Source organism: Corallococcus sp. CA041A, assembly GCF_003612075.1.
GTDB lineage: Bacteria > Myxococcota > Myxococcia > Myxococcales > Myxococcaceae > Corallococcus > Corallococcus exiguus.
Genome location: NZ_RAWF01000036.1, coordinates 18,604 through 36,028, shown reverse-complemented (window position 1 = coordinate 36,028; position 17,425 = coordinate 18,604). Strand labels below are relative to the sequence as shown.

The window sequence follows — 17,425 nt, the reverse complement described above, 5'->3', positions numbered from 1 at the left end:
TATTCGCGCCGGAGTCAGTCCCGGGTCGCATGGGAGGAGAAATGCCGTACGGGCAGTGGGCCCTGTGGGGATTGACCGCGGCGGCCGTCCTGCTGCTGGTGAATGTGGTGTGGGTCCTGCTCGTCAGGCGGTGGTACCGCCTCAAGGGGCCCCTTCCCGAGATGCTGCGCGTGAAGTGCGCGGATGGGTGGGAGTTGACCGTGCACGCCCGGCGGGCCCCGGTGCGCCGCTTCGCCGAGCCCGTCCTGCTGTGCCACGGGCTGGCGGCCAACCGCTTCACCTTCGACTTCGAGCCGCCCTACTCCGTGGCCCACTACCTCACCGAGGCAGGCTTCGACTGCTTCAGCGTGGAGTGGCGCGGCACCGGGCACTCGCAACGTCCGCCCAGGGGCCGGCGGCCCACGGACTTCACCGTGGACGACCACATCAACCACGACGGGCCGGCCCTGCTGGAGCTGGCACTGAAGGAGACCGGCGCGAAGCAGGCCTTCTGGCTGGGTCACTCGCTGGGCGGCCTGGTGGGGTACGGCGTGGCGCAGGGGCCTGATGGCGGGAAGCTGGCGGGTCTGCTCGAGTTGGGCGCGCCGGTGTATCTCCAGTCGGAGCCGTTCCTGCGGACGCTCATCTCGCTGGGCGTGCGCGCGGCGTGGCCCGGGAGCATCCGTCAGTCGTGGGTGAGCGCCAGCATGGCGCCCTTCCTGGGCTACCTTGCACTGCCCCTGTCGGACATCGTCGTGAACCCTCGACATGTTCCGCCGCGCGTCCTGCGGCAGCTGTCCGTCAACATGATGGCGGCGATGAGCCGCAAGGTGCTGCTGCAGTTCCAGGACTGGATCTCCCACGACGCGTTCCGGTCCTACGACCGCAAGACGGATTGGCGCGCGGGCATCGCGAAGCTCCAGTTGCCCGTGCTGGTGATGGGCGGCAGCGCGGACCGCCTGGCCACCTCGGCCAACGTGGAGGCGCAGTACGCGCTGCTCACGTCACCGGATCGCGCGCTGCATGTCTTTGGCCGGGACCGCGGGGACAAGATGGACTACGGCCACGGCGACCTCATCTTCGGCACCGGCGCGCCCATGGAGGTCTACCCCGTCATTCGCGCGTGGATCGAACAGCGCGCCACGCCCCTGCCCCCCACGTCCGCTCCCGCTCAGGGCTGAGGCGAGCGGGCGTCGAGCTGGACGCAGGGAGAGCGCAGTCCTCGCCTGGTGCTCGCGTCGACGCGGCGGAGCTGGACGCGTGTCTGGCCCTCGCAGTCGGTGGAGACCAGGTCGCCACTCGCGTCCTTCGCGGTGAGGTCCTCCACCTGCAACTGGCCTTCTTCGATGGCCACCAGGATGGAGCCCGGCGTGTCGCGCACGTCGACGTTCCGGGACTCCAGGGTGGCCTTCGTATCCACCGCCAACGCGGCCAGGCCACAGCCCGAGAGCCGGGCGTTGCGGAGCGTCGCTCGGGCCCGCTGCGTCGCCAGCACGCAGGTGCCCTTCGCGCCCTCGACGGTCACGGTGTCGACGTCCGCTTCCACCTGGCGCAGGTGGAGCCCGTCTCCCGTGATGCCATCCGCGGTGCTCACGCCCTTGATGACGCCATCCCGCAGGCGTACGCGGCCCTGCAGCGCCACCACGCCGTATTCGCGTGAGCCCTCCAGGCGGAAGCGCCGCACCTCCAGGTCCGAGGCGGTGAGCTGGAGCGCCCCGTGGTTGCCCGCGTCCTTCACGGTCACGTCCTCCAGCAGGCCGTTCGTCGCGGTGAGGCCCATCCCCGCGCGCGTGGCGTGCTCCGAACTGAAGCCCCGCACCGACAGCCGGGCCTGGTTGGCCGTCACGCCGTACTCGTGGCCCTGGACCCGGACGTCCACCAGCGTCAGCGCGCCCTCCACCGTGGAGAACGCCGTGCCCGTGCCGCCCGAAACCCGCGCCCGTTCGACCTCCGCCACGCCGCCCTCCTGGCTCAGCGCCGTCCGGGGGCCCTGGAAGTCCACCCCCTCCAGGCGCACCGTGGCTCCACCCCGGGCCCGAACCGCGCGGTCGTAGGCCCCCGTGAACGCACTGTCCCTGAGGATCAGGGACGGCGCGGAAGCCCCTGCGGTTCGTGCCTCCACGAGCACGCCCACCGCGGTCGGCGCCTGGCTGCTCGCCCCGGCCTTGAAGCGCAGCCCCCTGCCCTCCAGCGGACCCGCGCCCAGCCGGATGGCGCCCCGGGTCTGATTGCGGAAGGTCACGGTGAGGACCTTCACGGGCCCCCGGGCCTCCAGACCCCAGCCTCCTCCTTCGATCACCAGGGACTCCAGGGCGGTGTCCCCTGGCGCCTCGACCACGGGGGTGCCGGGGCCCGCCGCCAGGATCGTAGAAGGGCCCTCCCCCGTGAGCCGGGTGCCCTCCGGCAGCCGGAAGGGGCCTTCATAGCGGCCGGAAGCCAGGTGCACGTGCTTCGGGCCGGGGCGGGCCAGGGCTTCGATCAGCGAGCGCAGGGGGCGCTCCCGGGTGCCGTCGCCGCCCGAGGCCGCCCCGTCCACCCACAGCTCGCCCGTCGCCTGGGGCCGTGGGGACGGCCGCGAGCAGGCGCACATCAGGACGAGGAGCCATGGAAGCAGTCGGGTGGGCACGCGGGCAGGCACTCTAGCCCCCTGATGGCACCCTGCTGGAGCTGGATCAGCGGCGACTGCTAAGTGATCGATTTTCCAATGCCTTTCACGCGAAAGCGATCACCAGGCGATCACTTCCCCTGATGTGGAAAGCAGGAGTGTGAGGATGTATCAAAAGATGCGATCCTCCCGACTCTCTACAGGGTGTATTTTCAGAGGCCAGTTTTCATCCGGAGGCCGATTTTCCGGCCCGGGAGCAGGTGGCGCATTGACAGTCGAAAGCTCGATTTGTTACCTCCGCCATCCGCTCGATCAACGCCAGACAACGCAAGAGGGAGGGGTGTCATGACCAAGGCAGAGCTCGTGGAGGTGGTGGCTGCGCAGTCGAAGCTCACGAAGAAGCAGGCCGCCCAGATCCTCGACAGCGTCTTCACCAACATCGGCAAGGCGGTGAAGAAGGACACCCGCTTCAGCTACCCCGGGTTCGGCACGTGGTCGCTGCGCTCGCGCAAGGCGCGGAAGATCCGCAACCCTCAGACCAACGAGATGATGAAGCTCAAGGCGTCGAAGACGGTCGGTTTCCGTCCCGCGAAGGAGCTGAAGAACTCGCTGTAGTCGCAGGGCCGTTGTGGAGGCCCGTCCCCCTCAGGGGCGCGAACCCGCGGCCGGGTGGCGCCCCTGGGACGTGAGGACTGGGGACTCCGTGGGCATGCGGGCCACGGGACGCTCTTCGGACGCGTCCGGGGCCGCCTCGGGGGCGACGAGCGCCTCCAGCGGATCCAGTGAACTGCCGTCGTGCCAGAGCTCGAAGTGGACGTGGACGCCGGTCGCAAGGCCTGTGTCCCCCGCGAGCCCCACCACGTCGCTCCTCGCCAGCACCTCGCCGGTCGTCACCAGGACCTCGGACAGGTGGCTGTAGCGCGTCACCCACTGGCCGTCGTGCTGGACCTCCACCATCTTGCCGTGATCGCCGTTCCAGCCGGCGCGCAGGACGACGCCCCGGTCCGCGACGCCCACGGGCTGTCCCCGGCGGGCCGCCAGGTCCACGCCCGAGTGGCGGCGCAGCTGGCCGGTGATGGGGTGCCAGCGGTCGCCGTAGAGGCTGGTGATGGTGACCGGCTCCACGGGCCAGGCGAGGCGCGGCGGGCCGGAGGGCTCCGGCGGCTGCTCCCAGCGGCGCAGCGTGGACGCGCGAACGATGAGGCGGCCCACGCGCACCACCACGGCCTCCGCGAGCGAGCCCGGCATGTCGCCGTAGAGGCGCGCGTCCTGCTCCAGCTCCGCCTCCATCACGCCCCGGGCGCGCGTCAGGTCGCGGGTGTCGGTGTGCTCCACCGGCCGGGCCAGGAAGGCGTCCATGGCCGCGTTCATCGCCTCCCAGTTGCGCACCTGTGCGGCGGGCATGGCGCTGCCGCGCTGGACCTTCTCGCGGTAGGCCTGGGCCTGTTGCACGAACGCGGTGAGGGCGGCTTCCAGCTCCGTGGAGCGTTCGGGCGCCAGCGGCCCGCGGGCGCGCTCCGGTTCGTGGGGGAGGAAGGGCGTGCCGGAGCTGACGAAGCCGCTGTCGCCCGAGGTCGCGTACAGCTCCTCAAAGCTCATCTTCCCCGGCCGCGGCGTCGCGCAGGCGGAGAGGGCCAGCAGGGCAAGGACGGCGGGTCGGCGCACGGCGGGGTGAGCCTACCACCGCGCCGGGCCGTCCACCTGTTCCGGGCCGTGGATCATCCCCTGGCGCACAGGTGCGTGTGGTCCGCACCCAGCGCGTGGACGGGGCTCGTCCCCGGGTGCCGGAGGACCGTCATTCCGCTGACAGCCGCGCCTGGCCACGGCGACCCGCACGAACCTGTCCGACAGTCGGACAGATTTCAGGACACCGCGGCCGGCCCGCGAGCCCGGTGCCGCTCGTGTCAGGCAGCGAGAGCCTGACGGATGCGCGCCAGGGCGTCGTCGATGTCCGCGGTGGACACGTCCAGGTGGCACACGAGGCGGATGGAGTGCGGACCCGTGGGGTTGGCGAGCACGCCCTGCTTCAGGAGCAGCGCGGAGGCCTCCGCCGCCGGACGCACCAGGTCCGCGAACACCATGTTCGTCTCCACCCTCGCCAGGTCCACCTTCACGCCCGGCACCTGGGCCAGGCCTTCCGCCAGCCGGCGCGCGTTGGCGTGGTCCTCGGCCAGGCGCTCCACGTGGTGCTCCAGCGCGTACAGCGCCGCCGCCGCGAGGATGCCCGCCTGCCGCATGCCGCCGCCCAGCCGCTTGCGCAGCCGCCGCGCCTCGCGGATGACATCCTTCTTGCCCGCGAGCGCCGAGCCCACCGGCGCGCCCAGGCCCTTGGAGAAGCACACCGACGTCGAGTCCGTCAGCGACGCCCACGCGGACGCGGGCTGGCCCGCCGCCACCTCCGCGTTGAACAGCCGCGCGCCGTCCAGGTGCACCGCGAGCCCGGCCTTGCGCCCCGCCTCCACCACCGCCTTGAAGCGCTCCACCGGCCACACCGTGCCGCCGCCGCGGTTGTGCGTGTTCTCCAGCGACAGCAGGCGCGTGCGCGGGTTGTGGATGTTGTCCTCGCGCACCGCCGCCGTGACGGTCTCCGGCTTCAGCAGGCCGCGCTCGCCCGGCAGGGGCCCCGGCTGCACGCCCCACAGCGCCGGCACCGCGCCGCCTTCGTACTGGAGGATGTGGCTGCCCTCCTCCGTGAGCACCTCGTCGCCAGGACGGCAGTACGCGCCGATGGCGATCTGGTTCGCCTGCGTCCCGGAGGGGACGAAGACGGCGGCCTCCAGTCCGAGCCGCTCGGCGACGCGCTCCTCCAGGCGCCGCACGGTGGGGTCCTCGCCGTAGACGTCGTCGCCGACCTCCGCGTCGGCGATGAGCCTGCGCATGGCGGGCGTGGGCTTCGTCACGGTGTCGGAGCGGAAGTCGATGGGCTTCATGGTTCTCCTCGCTGCGTGAAAAGGGATGCCCCGCCATGGCGCTTGGGCGGGGCCTCCCCGTGACATACAACGCCCGCGTGGCCCGGCGAGAGACAGTGGCGGAGAAGCGGCAGCGTGCGGTGTCGATCCTGGACGGTCTGGAGGCGGCCATGCCGGACGCCCGCATCGAGCTGGACTTCCGCACGCCACTGGAGCTGCTGGTCGCCGTCATCCTGTCCGCGCAGTGCACCGACAAGCGCGTCAACCTGGTGACCCCTGCCCTGTTCGCCCGCTTCCCGGATGCCCAGGCCTACGCGCGCGTCGAGCCCACCGACGTCGAGCCCTTCATCCGCACCTGCGGGCTGTACCGCGCGAAGGCGAAGAACATCGTCGCCACGGCGCGCACGCTCGTCACCGAGCACGGCGGACAGGTGCCGCTGGTGCGCGACACGCTGGCGGAGCTGCCGGGCGTGGGGCTGAAGACCGCGGGCGTGGTGTGCATCCACCTGGGCGGCGACGCGGCCTTCCCCGTGGACACGCACGTGAAGCGGCTGGCGTACCGGATGGGCTTCACCACGCACGAAGACCCGGACAAGGTGGAGAAGGACCTGCAGGCGCTGCTGCCTCGCGAGCGGTGGACGCTGGGGCATCAGCTGCTGGTGTGGCACGGGCGGCGCACGTGCTTCGCGCGCTCGCCCGATTGCGGCTCCTGCGTGGTGGCGGCGAAGTGCCCGAAGAAGGGCGTGCGCGCCACCGCGAAGGCTTAGGCGGACGCCGGAGCGCCCTGCTCGCGCGAGGCCTTGAGCTTCTTCATGCGCTTGCGGATGAACTCGCGCTTGAGCGTGGAGACGTGGTCCACGAAGACGGTGCCGTCCAGGTGGTCCGTCTCGTGCTGCACGGCGATGGCCAGCAGGCCGTCACAGCGCAGCGTCTGCTCCTGGCCTTCCTCGTCCAGGTAGCGCACCGTGGCGAAGGCGGCGCGGTCCACGTCCTCGGCTTCACCGGGGATGGAGAGGCAGCCTTCCGTGTAGGTCGTCTCCCCTTCGAGCGAGACGAACTCCGGGTTGATCATCGCCAGGGGCCTGGCGTCCGGCTGCTGCGACCGGGTGTCCAGGACGATGATGCGCTGGAGGATGCCCACCTGCGGGGCGGCGAGACCGACACCCTCGGCGTCGTACATGGTCTCGAACATGTCCTTGATGAGCGCGCGGACCTTGTCGTCCACCTTCGCCACCGGCTTGGCCTTCTGCTTCAGGATGGGGTCGGGCCAGATGAGAATCTCGCGAACCATGGAGGGGACTCTTAACCCCTCCAGACCGCGACGGGCAACCGTTCCACCGGGCATCAGTCGAGCAGATTACGGGCGTACTCGCCCCGCAGACGGTCGTCACCCAACGCCCGGGCGGCCTCCGTCAACACCGCGCGAATCTGCTGCGCGCGGTGCTGGAGCGCGGGGTCCGGATGGCCGGCGAAGCGCAGCGGATGGAACTCGGCGGCGAGCAGCGCGTATGCCCGCTTGACCTCTTCACTGCCGGCCGAGCGCGCGAGCCCCAAGACGGTGAAGTAGTCCGCGTCCTGGATCTCCTCGAACTTGGCCTCCAGACGGTGCACGTCCAGCTCCGGCGGCAGGTGGCCGTGCGCGTCCTCCGACGGCGGATGCAGCGCGATGAGGCCCAGCGTCCGCGCCACCGCGAGCGCCTTGAGTGCTCCGTCCTGTGGCAGGCCCGCGCCCAGGAGCAGTGACTCCAGCGTGCGTTCGCCGTCCACGGCCTGCAGGAGCTGGAGCTCGCGAGCGGAGAGGCCGAAGTCCGCGGGGGGCATGTGCGCGTCGCCTCGGGAGACCTGGGCGCGCAGGGAGCCCGCCGCGTCCAGGAGCGATTCGGCGGTGAGCGTGTTGCGCAGCCCTTCCGCGAGCAGATGCAGCGGCGGGCGCGTGGCGGCGGCGAGCGCCACCTCGTGGGGCGCGGGCTCCGGCACCAGGCGGTAGAGCGTGGAGGGCTCCGCGAGCGCGTCCAGGAAGACCTGTTCGGTGTAGCGCTGGACCAGCGGGACGGATTCGGCTTCGCGCACGTAGCCGCGCCCGCGCAGGGCTTCCAGCAGCGTGCCGGTGGTGGCGCTGCGCACGAGCCGCAGCTCGGCTTCCTGGCGCGCGTCGATGAGACCGTCCGCGCGGGCGCGGTCCACGAGGGACTCGCCCTGCGCGGAGGACGCGGCGCCGACCAGGGCTCCGTCGCGCAGCCAGAGGACGCGCAAGGCGTTCATCACCTTGAGCTCCAGGCGCACCTCCATGCGCGCGTCGCAGAGCCGCAGGATGAGGCGCGAGAGGCCCTCCTGCGTGAGGCTGCCGCTGCGGGCCACCGCCATCTCCGGGCGGCCGGGCGATTCGAGGGGGATGATGGTGGCGCGGGCCTGGGCCGCGGCTTCTTCCGCGTCCCGCTGCGCTCGGGCTTCGAGTTGTTCGCGCTCGCGCTCGGCCTGGAGGCGCTGTTCGACGGCTTCGACTTCGAGCCGGGTGCGCGTCTCGCGCTCGCGGGTGAGCTCCTCTCGGAGCTGATCAAGCTGCGCTTGCAGGGTGTCTCGGGCCTGCGTGAGGTCCGTGGATTCGGAGCGGGCGCGGGCTTCGGCTTCGGTGCGCGCGTGGGTTTCCGCGGCGAGGCGGGACTCCGCGGTTGTGCGGGCCTGGGACTCGGTTTCGAGGCGGGCTTCGAGGTCCTGGCGTGCACGGCCCTCGGAGTCGAGGCGGACTTCCAGCACAGTGCGCAGCCGTCCTTCGGACGTGGCCTTGGCGGTGGCTTCGGCGGCCTTCTGCTCGGACTGGAGGACGCGGGCTTCCGCGGCGGTGCGGGCCTGGAGTTGCTGCTCGGCCGTGGCTTCCGCTTCGGCGCGGGCCTGTTCGGCCTGGGCCAGGCGGGTCCGTGCGAGTTCGTCCGCGTCGGTCCGGGCGTGCGTGGACTGCTCCGCGCGGGACTCCGACTGGGAGAGGGACTGCGTGAGTTGCTCCGCCCGGGCCTGGGCCTGGGTCAGCGCCTGCGTGAGCTGCTCGATGCGCGCCTGGGCCTCGGTGCTCGCGTGGGTGGATTGCTCCGCGCGCGCTTCGACTTCGGTGCGTGCCTGCGCGAGATGATCAGCGCGGGCTTCCGCTTCCGTGCATGCCTGCGTGAGTCGCTCGATGCGCGACTCGGCTTCAGTGCCTGCCTGCGTGAGCTGCTCGATGCGCGACTCGGCTTCGGTGCTTGCTTGCGTGAGCTGCTCGATGCGGGCTTCGGCTTCGGTGCGTGCTTGCGCGAGCTGATCCGCGCGGGCTTCCGCTTCAGTGTGGGCCTGCGTGAGCTGCTCGATGCGAGCCTGGGCCTGCGTGAGCTGGTCCTCGCGGCTCCCCGAGTTGGCCTGGAGCTGCTGGAGTTGCTCCGCTCGGGCCTCTGCTTCGGCCCGTGCCTGCTCCAACTGCTCGGCGGTCTTCTTCGCTTTGGCGTTGAGCTGTTCTTCGCGGGCCTCTGCCTCGGCCCGTGCCTGCTTCAGCTGCTCGGTGTTGGCGTCGCGGGCCTTTTCGGCTTCGGTGGCTCGCGCTTCGGCCTGCTTCAGGGCCTGCGTCAGTTGCTCCACGCGGGCTTCCGCCTGGAGCAGGGCTTCGGCGGGCTGCGCGGCCTTCGCTTCGGCTCGCTGGCGAGCCTGCTTGAGCTGCTCCATCCGGGCGTTGACCTGGCTCAAGGTCTCCGCGAAGCGCGCCTCGTTCTGCAGCCTCGCCGCATCGGCGTCTTCCACTCGGGCCTGGGCTTCGGCCAGGGCTTCTTCGGCCTTCGCGGCCCGGGCTTCCGCCTGGGCCAGGGCTTCGGCGTTCTGTTCCGCGGTGGCTTCCGCGGCGGCTCGGGCCTCCTCGGCTTGCGTGGCGCGGCTTTCGGCCTGGCTCACCGCCTGGGCGGACTGCCTTGCCTTGGCTTCGCCCTGGAGCAGCACCTGCGCCAGTTGCTGCGCCCGGGCCTCCACCTGCGCCAAGGCCTGCGCGGACTGCTTCGCCTTCGCCTCGGATTGCGCCAGCGCCTGCGTGGCCTGCTGCACCCGCGTCTCCGCCTGGGCCAGCGCCTGCGCGGAGTGCTTCGACTTCGCTTCGGACTCGGCCAGCGACTGGGCCAGCTGGTGCGCACGCACCTCCACCAGGGACAGCGCCTGCGCGGAGTGCTTCACCTTCGCTTCGGCGGTCGTGCGGGCCTTCGCCTCCGCTTCGGCACGGGCTTCCGCCTCGGCACGCCGCGCATCCAGGTTCGCACGGAGCGCGGCGTCCTCGGTGTCGCGGCTCTCCGCCTGGTCGGAGTCGGATTGCGCTCGCTGACGCGCATCCTCGCGCGCCCTGGATTCGGCTTCCGCCCGGGCTTCGGCCGCGATTCTTGCTTCGGTCTCGGCTTCGAGCCGCGCTTCCACGTCCGTGCGTGCGGCCTGCTCCAGCTCGGCGCGGGCTTCGGCCTCCTCGCGCGTCTGCGCTTCCTGATGGGCTCGGAGCTCGGCCTCCTCGCGCGCCTGGACCTCCGTGGCGAGCCGCTTCTCGAGTTCGACGAGCTCGAGCCGGGCCATCTCCGCGAGGGCTTCGGCTTCGCGGCGGTCGCGCGCCTCGGCTTCCGCGCGAGCTTCGGCCTCCACCCGGCCTCCGGCTTCGGACGCGAGCCGCGCTTCGACCTCCGCGAGGGCCTCCGTCGCCGACTCGGCCCGGACTTCCGAGGCCTCATGCGCCGCCGAGGCCTGCTTCAACAGGGACTCGGCTCGGGCGCGGGCGTGGACCTCCGCTTCGGCCCTCACCTCCACGGCGCTCCGGGCCTCTACCTCCGCGTCCGCTTCGAGCCGCGCGTCTTCGCGTGCCCGCTCTTCGCTCGCGATGCGATCTTCCAGCTCCACGCGGAGCGACTGCTCCGATTCGGCCAGGGCTTCCGCGTCCGCGGCCCGGGCCTCCGCCTCCTCGATGGCGGCGTGGGCCAGCGCCAGCTCTTCGCGCAGCGATTCCAGCTCCGCGGCGAGATCCGATGACGGCTCGGCTGCGTCCGTGCGCGCGGGTGCGGGGGACTCCTGCTCCTGGGTGCGCGTCTTGTTCGCCCGCTGCAGGCCTCCGGGCACCTGCAGCGGCGACGACGGCGCCTGGGCTTCCGCGCGCGACGACGCACCGACGGCATCCGCGGCACCGGCGCGCGGATTCGCGGAGGAGCCGGCTGGCGTCGCCGCATCCCCTGCTCTTGCCGCGACAACAGGACCGGACTCATTGCCCGGACGCGTGGACGTGCCACCTGTCGCCGCACCGGACTTGTCGCTCAGGCCCGCGGCGCTGCCACCCGCGCCTGTTGCATCGCCCGGGTTCGCGGACGAGACGCTCACGCTCGCCACGACGCCCGCGCTGCTCTTGCCCGATGAGCGCAGCGGGACACGGGCCGCGACACGCAGCGGCCTCTCGGTGTTCACGCGAGGCGAGGTGCTGTCCGCCGTTCCTCCATCGCGCGACTCCGTGGCCTCATCCGGACGCGAGGCCGCCTTGCCCGACTTCGCGTCATCAATCTTCGCGCGTGCCGCAGCCGCCGGGCTCGCGGGGCCCGAAGGCTCCGCCCACTGGAGGGGCCTGGCCCCCTCCGTCTTCGCCTCCTCGACGGTCTCGGAATCGAACCAGTCCGACCCCACCGGCTTCGCGTCGTCCGAGGAGGACTCATCCCCCCGCTCTCGCGCATCGGCGGAGGCCTTGAGCTCCGCCTCCAGCACGTCCCAGTTCGACAGGCCCGCCGCCGCCAACTCCTCCGCGGTCGGCTCCGAGGGCGCGTCCTCCTGCGACTCACCCGCCGCCGCGGCCCGCTCCTCCGCCGCCACGTCGTCCGCGACCGAACCGAAGTCCGTCTCGTCGGAGTCGTCCACGCCGCCCGGAGGCGCACGCGTCTCCAGCTCCGGATCCGGCTCCAGTTCCTTCCACGCCAGCGGCGCGGAGCCCTCCGGATCCGACGCCTTCGCCGCCCCGCCGTCCTCGTCCGAGTCGACGTCGAAGAACCCCTCGTCCCCCAGCTTCGGCGCGGACTTCACCGGCTTCAGCCCCGGAGGGGTGAGTGGCTCCTCACGGAACGCGAGCCGCCCCTCCGCGAGCGCCTCTTCCTCACCCTCCTCGTTCGGGAACGGGAAGCGCAACGTGGTGCGCGCTTCCGGTGGACGGCCCTCGAGCGCATCCTCGGCGTTCGGCGGCTCCGCGTCCCACTCGGAGCCGATGCTCGCGTCCGGATCCTCCTCGCCCCACGCTTCGCCGGAGTCACCCTCCTCCGCCGACCCCGTCCACTGCGACTTCGTGCCCACCGACAGCGCGGAGTCGATGGAGGCGATCGCCTCCGTCTCCACTTCCAGGTGCGCCTGCTCCAGCGCGGCGTTCATCGCCAGGTGCGTGCTGCGCTCACGCTGCTGGTGCACGGCGTGCGCGCTGCGCTCCTCGCGCGTCATCGCCGCCACTTCCCAGTCCGTCTGGTTCAGCGGCGCCAGGTCCCCGAACAGCGCGTTCGCCAGCGCGGGGTCCCCGCCCACCGAACGCGGCGACGTCACGTGCCAGGCCTCGTCCACCGGGGCGCTCCCCTTCGGCGGCTCGCTCAGCGTCCGGTTCTCCACCACGCGCCAACCATCCGCCTCCGCCGGCGCGCGGATCAACGTGTCCACCAGCGTCACGAAGCTCGGCCCGTCCAGGGGCAGCGGCGCCACCGGCGCGCTGAAGCCTTCGATGGGCTCACTCAGCAGCAGCACCCGCGCCTTGTGGCCATCCGGGTGCTGCACCAGCTCTTCCAACACCACGCGCCCGCGGTCGCTCTCCACGCTCGGCGCGAGCACGATGAGCTCCGGCAGGTGATGCCCGAAAGCAATGAGCGCGTCCGCGGCGGAAGTCGCGAGGATGACCTCGTGCCCTTCGCGGGACAGCAGTCGCCGGACGGCGGCGATGGTGGCGATGTCGTCGTGTACGAGGAGGACCGAGGCGCCCATGGGGGAGCCAGGGAGTCTACAGCATGGCCCCGGGATCCACGTCGATCACGACCTTCACTCCGTTGGGCACATCCGCCAACGCCGCCTCCAACCGGGCGAGCAATGGGGCGAGCGCCGCATGCGTCGGCGCCTTCAGGAGCAGCTGCCAGCGCGTCTTGCCCCGGATGCGGGCGATGGGCGCCAGGGCCGGCCCCAGCAGGCGCACCCCCGCCGACGCCGGTGGCATGTGCCGTCCCACCAGGTTCCCCAGGAACCGAGCCACACCCGCGGTCTGCTCCGGGTGCTCGCCCTCCAGCCGGACGGACGCCATGCGCGCGAAGGGCGGATAGGCCAGCGCCTTGCGCCACTCCAGCTCCTGCTTGGAGAACCCGTCGAAGTCGTGCGCCAGCATCCGCTTCACCGGCTCCGCGTCCGGGTTGTAGGTCTGCACCAACACCCGCCCCGGGTCCTTCCCGCGTCCCGCGCGCCCCGCCACCTGGGTCAACAGGTGGAAGGTCCGCTCAGCGGCTCGGAAATCGGGAATCGCCAGGGAGGTGTCCGCCATCACCACGCACACCAGCGTCACGCCCGGGAAGTCGTGCCCCTTGGCCACCATCTGGGTGCCCACCAGCACGTCGAGCTCCCGCCGCGCGAAGGACGCCAGCAGCTCCGTCAGCTTCTCCGCGCTCGTCGCGGAGTCGCGGTCCAGCCGCGCTACGCGTGCGTGTGGCATCCGCTCCAGGACCTCCGCTTCCACGCGCTCCGTGCCGATGCCGAGCTTGAGCAGCGGGCCGGTGCACTCGCGGCAGCTGTCCGGGACCGGGAAGGCCACGCCGCAGTAGTGGCACACCACCCGGTTCTGCGAGCGGTGGTGCGTCATGCACACGTCGCAGTCCTGGCACTTGAGCGACAGGCCGCACACCTCGCACAGGAGGATGGTGCTGTGGCCGCGGCGGTTGAGGAACAGGATGACCTGCTGCCCCTTGGCCACCGTCTCCTCCATGGCCTGGAGCATCTGCGGGCTGAGGATGGGCGCCTCTTCCGTCACCTGGCCCTCGCGCGGACGCTCCACGCGCAGGTCCACCAGGCTGATGGTGGGCATGGGCCGGTCGTCCACGCGGTTCTTCAGCTCGATGAGCTTGTAGCGGCCGGAGCGCGTGTTCTGGAGCGTCTCCAGTGAAGGCGTCGCCGAGCCCAGCACCACCACCGCGCTGGCCTGCTTGCCGCGCACCACCGCCAGGTCGCGCGCCTGGTAGCGCAGCTTCTCGTCCTGCTTGAAGGACGGGTCGTGCTCCTCGTCCACGACGATGAGCCCCAGGTTCTCCACCGGCGCGAACACCGCCGAGCGCACGCCCACGGCGATCTTCACCGTGCCCTTGCGCAACGCCTGCCAGTGGAACAGCCGCTCGCGGTCCTTCAGCCCCGAGTGCAGCACCGCCACGTCGCCGCCGAAGCGGCTGCGGAAGCGCCCCACCAGCTGCGGCGTGAGCGCGATTTCCGGCACCAGCACCAGGCTGCCCAGGCCGCGCGCGAGCGTGTGCTCCACCGCGCGCAGGTACACCTCCGTCTTGCCGCTGCCGGTGACGCCGTGCAGGAGGTACGGCTGGAAGCCGCCCGCGTCGACGGCGCCCTGGAGTTCCTTCACCGCCAGGGCCTGCTCCGGGGTGAGGCGGTCCGGGCGGTTCTGCACCAGGCCCTCGCGCACGCCGGGCTGCAGCGTCACCTCCACCCACTTCACGAACTTGCGCGTCGCCAGCTTCTTCAGCGTCTCGCGCGCGCCGGGGATGGCGTGCGTCACCTCGTCCAGCGGCGCGCGCCCGCCCACCGCCAGGAGGTACTGGAGCACGGCGGCCTGCGCCGGAGCGCGGGCCAGTTGGGGCGGCACCTCCTCGACGAGAGCCTCCACGAAGAACTGGATGTCCGGCCTGGCTTCCTTCTCATCCACCGCGGTGGAGAGGCCCGGCGGCAGCGCGCCGCGAATGACCTCGCCCAGCGGATAGCGGTAGTGCTCCGCGGTGAAGCGCAGGAGCGCGATGAGGTCCTTGGGCAGGGACGGCGAGTCCTCCAGCACGCGCTGGATGGGCTTGAGCCGCACGCCGCCTTCCACCGGTGCGTTGGCGGGCCCCAGGTAGAAGCCCAGCGCCATGCCCCGGCCGAAGGGCACGAGCACGCGCTGGCCCGGGGCGAGGTTGCCCGCGAGCGCCTCCGGCACCAGGTAGGTGAACTCCCCGCGCACGGGACGGCCCACGGCGACAGAGGCAAGTTGGGCGGGAGTGGCGCTCACGACGGGGCGCACTGTAGCGGCGTGCTCCCGCTGCGACACTTCCCTTCCCACATCCGTACGCCGCGTCCGCAACGGAATGGAACCGCGAGAGGGGGCCTCTGCCTGTGCCCGAGGAAAACCACCCAGCGCGAAGTGCTCTTGCTCCATGACCGACCTCTTGCCGCCAGCATCCCCGGCCCGCCCGTCCTGCACCCGGGATCCACTGTGCCCCGGGCGTCTGACATCCCCGGTGCCCTGGAAGCACGAAGGGCCCCTCCCGACCCTGGAAGACAGGGTGCGGAAGAGGCCCGGGTGGCCTGCGCGAATGAGGGGCGTGCGGGCGGGCTAGCGGCCGGCGGACTTCTTCACGGACGGGCGGTTGGACACGCGGTCCCACCAGGCCATCACGTTCTTGTACGGGGCCACGGTGTCCTTCTCCCCCATGGCGAAGAGGTACTCCATGTACGGCGCGAAGCAGACCTCGGCGAGCGTGAAGTCATTGCCCGCCAGGTACGGCCGGGTCGCCAGCGCCGCGTCGAGGACCTCCAGCGGACGCTTCAGGCCCTCGCGGCCCTTGGCGACGTTCTCCTCGTTGTTGGTGCCCCGGAAGCGCTCCATGACGATCTTCATCGCCGGGCCGGAGAAGTAGGACTGCTCCACGCCGATGAACTGCTCCATCAGCGCGTAGGCCTTGGGGTCCGCGGGCGTCAGCGACGGGCCCGGCAGGGTGCGGTCCAGGAAGCGGCTGATGGCGCGCGACTCGTACATGACGAAGCCGTCGTCCAGCTCCAGCGCGGGCACCACGCCAAAGGGCTGGCGGGCGATGTGCGCGGGCGTCTTCTGCTCGTGCTTCATCAGGTCGATGTTGATGAACTCGACCTCGTGGCCCTTCTCCGCCAGGACGTTGAGGACCTTGCGGGTACACGTGCTCATCGGGTTGCCATGGAGCTTCATGCGAATCGCCTCCGAGCCAAGAACCGGGGAAATCCCGGTCCTGGAACGGGCGGGACTTTCACCGTGAGTCCCGCCCATCGCAAGCGAATCGAAGCGGACCGCTACTTGAAGAGCGTGTCCGGCACGGCCGAGCGGTTGTCCGCCTTGAGGGCGGTGAAGCGCACCACGCGCTGGCCCGCCTTCCACACCTCCACCGTGCGGGGCATCCAGTCGCCGGTGGCCGGCGAGGCGTAATCCAGGAAGCGCACGTCCCAGGCCGCCCCGGACGCGTCCGAGTAGCGCAGACGCGCGGGCCGGAAGGCGTCCTTGTAGACCCAGAACTGGGGCTTGCCCTCCGCGGGGTCTCCCAGGACGAAGGCCACCTCACCGCCGAAGCGCGCGAGCGACGTCACCTTCGTGTTGATGCCCAGCCCCTGGAGCCAGGCCTCCTGGGCGAGCTTGGTGTCCTGCACGCTGCCCGCGTCCTGCGCGAGGATGGCGCACACCTGGGCCACCAGCACGGAGATGGCGGGCAGCTCCTTGCCCTCCACGCGCTTCTTGCCGGAGACCTGCACGGTGGAGGACTTGAGGCTGCTGTCCGGAGAGCTCGCGTCGAAGCGGCAGCGGCCCGGAATCTTCGCGGACAGCACGCCGTCACCCTGGAGCTCCGGGCGGTCCGTGGGGACGTTGAGGGCGGCCCCCGCTTCCGCCACGCCCGTGGAGGAGAAGATGACGGAGCCTTCCACGCGGAAGGCAGACAGGCGCTTCTCCTCCCGCGCGTTGGCCATGCGCCGCAGGATGGAGCCGCCGGGCAGCACGTAGGCGCCGGCGGCGAGGGACACGAGGACTGCGGATACGGCGATGAGACGCTTCACGGCTTCTCCGTCTTGACGACCTCGCGCAGGTACTCCAGGAGCCCTCCGCGCAGGTCGGGGCGCTTGAGCGCATAGGCGATGTTCGCCTTGAGGTAACCCACCTTGTCACCGGCGTCGTAGCGCTGGCCCTGGAACTTGTAGCCCAGCAGACCTTCGGTCTTCTGGAGCGTGGCCAGGCCGTCCGTGAGCTGGATTTCCCCGCCCACGCCCGTGGTCTGCTTCTCCAGGATGGGGAAGATGGACGGGGGCAGCACGTAGCGGCCAATCACCGCCAGGTTCGACGGGGCGGTGCCCTTCTTGGGCTTCTCCACCACGTGGTCGATTTGGATGACGCCGTTGCCCAGGTCCTTGCCCGCGGCGATGCCGTACATGTGCGTCTCGCTGTCCGGAACCTCCATCAGCGCGATGACGGCCTTCTGGTGCTGCTGGTAGATGCGCGCGAGTTGGCCGATGCCCGGATCCTCCGAGTCGATCATGTCGTCGCCCAGGAGGACGCCGAAGGGCTCGTCGCCGATGACGCTCTTGGCGCACAGCACCGCGTGGCCCAGGCCGAGCGGCTCCTTCTGACGCACGCTGATGATGCGCACCAGGTTCGCGATGGCGCGCATCCGGTCCGCGTCCGCCGTCTTCCCGCGCGCGCGCATCGTGGTCTCCAGTTCGAACGCGATGTCGAAGTGGTCCTCGATGGCGCCCTTGCCGCGGCCGTTGATGACGACGACGTCCTCCATGCCGGCCTTCACCGCCTCCTCCACGATGTACTGGAGGGTGGGCGTGTCGACGATGGGCAGCATCTCCTTCGGCACGGCCTTGGTGGCCGGGAGGAAACGGGTGCCCAGGCCGGCGGCGGGGATGACGCACTTGCGGATGAGCTTCGCTGCCTTCGTGTCAGGAGAGGACATGGGGCGGG

General features: G+C 71.2%; 12 protein-coding genes. 3 read left to right on the top strand and 9 right to left on the bottom strand.

Translation table 11 applies throughout. The features are described from left to right. Positions 1–41 precede the first annotated feature (41 nt). Positions 42–1,160, top strand: coding sequence for an alpha/beta fold hydrolase (locus D7V77_RS09340; RefSeq protein ID WP_120575926.1), 1,119 nt, complete (start codon positions 42–44; stop codon positions 1,158–1,160). Here D7V77_RS09340 and D7V77_RS09335 read toward each other — a convergent pair. Further along, entirely contained in the window at positions 1,151–2,605 is a 1,455-nt protein-coding gene (locus D7V77_RS09335) for a hypothetical protein (protein WP_120575925.1), read from the bottom strand. The two genes, D7V77_RS09340 and D7V77_RS09335, sit on opposite strands and share 10 nt — an antisense overlap. Before the next feature lie 324 nt (positions 2,606–2,929). Between D7V77_RS09335 and D7V77_RS09330 the strand changes: the two genes are divergently transcribed. Further along, a complete protein-coding gene (locus tag D7V77_RS09330; protein WP_014394187.1) occupies positions 2,930–3,199 on the top strand; it encodes an HU family DNA-binding protein in 270 nt (89 codons plus the stop codon). Positions 3,200–3,229: 30 nt separating this feature from the next. On the opposite strand, the gene D7V77_RS09325 is transcribed toward D7V77_RS09330, so the two are convergent. Continuing rightward, the gene (locus D7V77_RS09325) at positions 3,230–4,249 is read right to left on the bottom strand and encodes a M23 family metallopeptidase (RefSeq protein WP_120575924.1); all 1,020 of its coding nucleotides are present in this window, start codon (positions 4,247–4,249) and stop codon (positions 3,230–3,232) included. A gap of 239 nt (positions 4,250–4,488) precedes the next feature. Further along, positions 4,489–5,514, bottom strand: a complete 1,026-nt coding sequence (gene ltaE / locus D7V77_RS09320) for a low-specificity L-threonine aldolase (RefSeq protein ID WP_120575923.1) — start codon at positions 5,512–5,514, stop codon at positions 4,489–4,491. A gap of 35 nt (positions 5,515–5,549) precedes the next feature. On the opposite strand from ltaE, the gene nth reads away from it, so the two are divergent. Continuing rightward, complete coding sequence (gene nth / locus D7V77_RS09315; protein WP_120575922.1) at positions 5,550–6,260, top strand: endonuclease III; 711 nt, start codon at positions 5,550–5,552, stop codon at positions 6,258–6,260. On the opposite strand, the gene def is transcribed toward nth, so the two are convergent. The 6 genes from def to galU form a co-directional block, all read right to left on the bottom strand. Beyond that, entirely contained in the window at positions 6,257–6,784 is a 528-nt protein-coding gene (gene def / locus D7V77_RS09310) for a peptide deformylase (RefSeq protein WP_120575921.1), read from the bottom strand. The two genes, nth and def, sit on opposite strands and share 4 nt — an antisense overlap. A 53-nt stretch (positions 6,785–6,837) precedes the next feature. Then, a complete protein-coding gene (locus tag D7V77_RS43650) occupies positions 6,838–12,468 on the bottom strand; it encodes a response regulator receiver protein (protein ID WP_158624367.1) in 5,631 nt (1,876 codons plus the stop codon). A 16-nt stretch (positions 12,469–12,484) separates the two neighbouring features. Beyond that, positions 12,485–14,878, bottom strand: coding sequence for a primosomal protein N' (priA, locus tag D7V77_RS09300; protein ID WP_120575920.1), 2,394 nt, complete (start codon positions 14,876–14,878; stop codon positions 12,485–12,487). Between the two features lie 177 nt (positions 14,879–15,055). Then, a complete protein-coding gene (locus D7V77_RS09295; protein ID WP_120575919.1) occupies positions 15,056–15,664 on the bottom strand; it encodes a glutathione S-transferase family protein in 609 nt (202 codons plus the stop codon). A 101-nt stretch (positions 15,665–15,765) separates the two neighbouring features. Then, a complete protein-coding gene (locus D7V77_RS09290; RefSeq protein ID WP_120575918.1) occupies positions 15,766–16,518 on the bottom strand; it encodes a hypothetical protein in 753 nt (250 codons plus the stop codon). Further along, positions 16,515–17,417, bottom strand: a complete 903-nt coding sequence (gene galU / locus D7V77_RS09285) for a UTP--glucose-1-phosphate uridylyltransferase GalU (RefSeq protein WP_120575917.1) — start codon at positions 17,415–17,417, stop codon at positions 16,515–16,517. Before galU ends, D7V77_RS09290 begins: the two co-directional genes overlap by 4 nt. Positions 17,418–17,425: the final 8 nt, after the last annotated feature.

Bases quoted from the DNA above. Each gene is read 5' to 3' on its own strand.
- D7V77_RS09340 (WP_120575926.1), top strand. From the start codon at position 42: ATGCCGTACGGGCAGTGGGCCCTGTGGGGATTGACCGCGGCGGCCGTC.
- D7V77_RS09330 (WP_014394187.1), top strand. From the start codon at position 2,930: ATGACCAAGGCAGAGCTCGTGGAGGTGGTGGCTGCGCAGTCGAAGCTC.
- ltaE (WP_120575923.1), bottom strand. From the start codon at position 5,514: ATGAAGCCCATCGACTTCCGCTCCGACACCGTGACGAAGCCCACGCCC.
- nth (WP_120575922.1), top strand. From the start codon at position 5,550: ATGGCGCTTGGGCGGGGCCTCCCCGTGACATACAACGCCCGCGTGGCC.
- def (WP_120575921.1), bottom strand. From the start codon at position 6,784: ATGGTTCGCGAGATTCTCATCTGGCCCGACCCCATCCTGAAGCAGAAG.
- D7V77_RS43650 (WP_158624367.1), bottom strand. From the start codon at position 12,468: ATGGGCGCCTCGGTCCTCCTCGTACACGACGACATCGCCACCATCGCC.
- priA (WP_120575920.1), bottom strand. From the start codon at position 14,878: ATGGAGCAAGAGCACTTCGCGCTGGGTGGTTTTCCTCGGGCACAGGCA.
- D7V77_RS09295 (WP_120575919.1), bottom strand. From the start codon at position 15,664: ATGAAGCTCCATGGCAACCCGATGAGCACGTGTACCCGCAAGGTCCTC.
- galU (WP_120575917.1), bottom strand. From the start codon at position 17,417: ATGTCCTCTCCTGACACGAAGGCAGCGAAGCTCATCCGCAAGTGCGTC.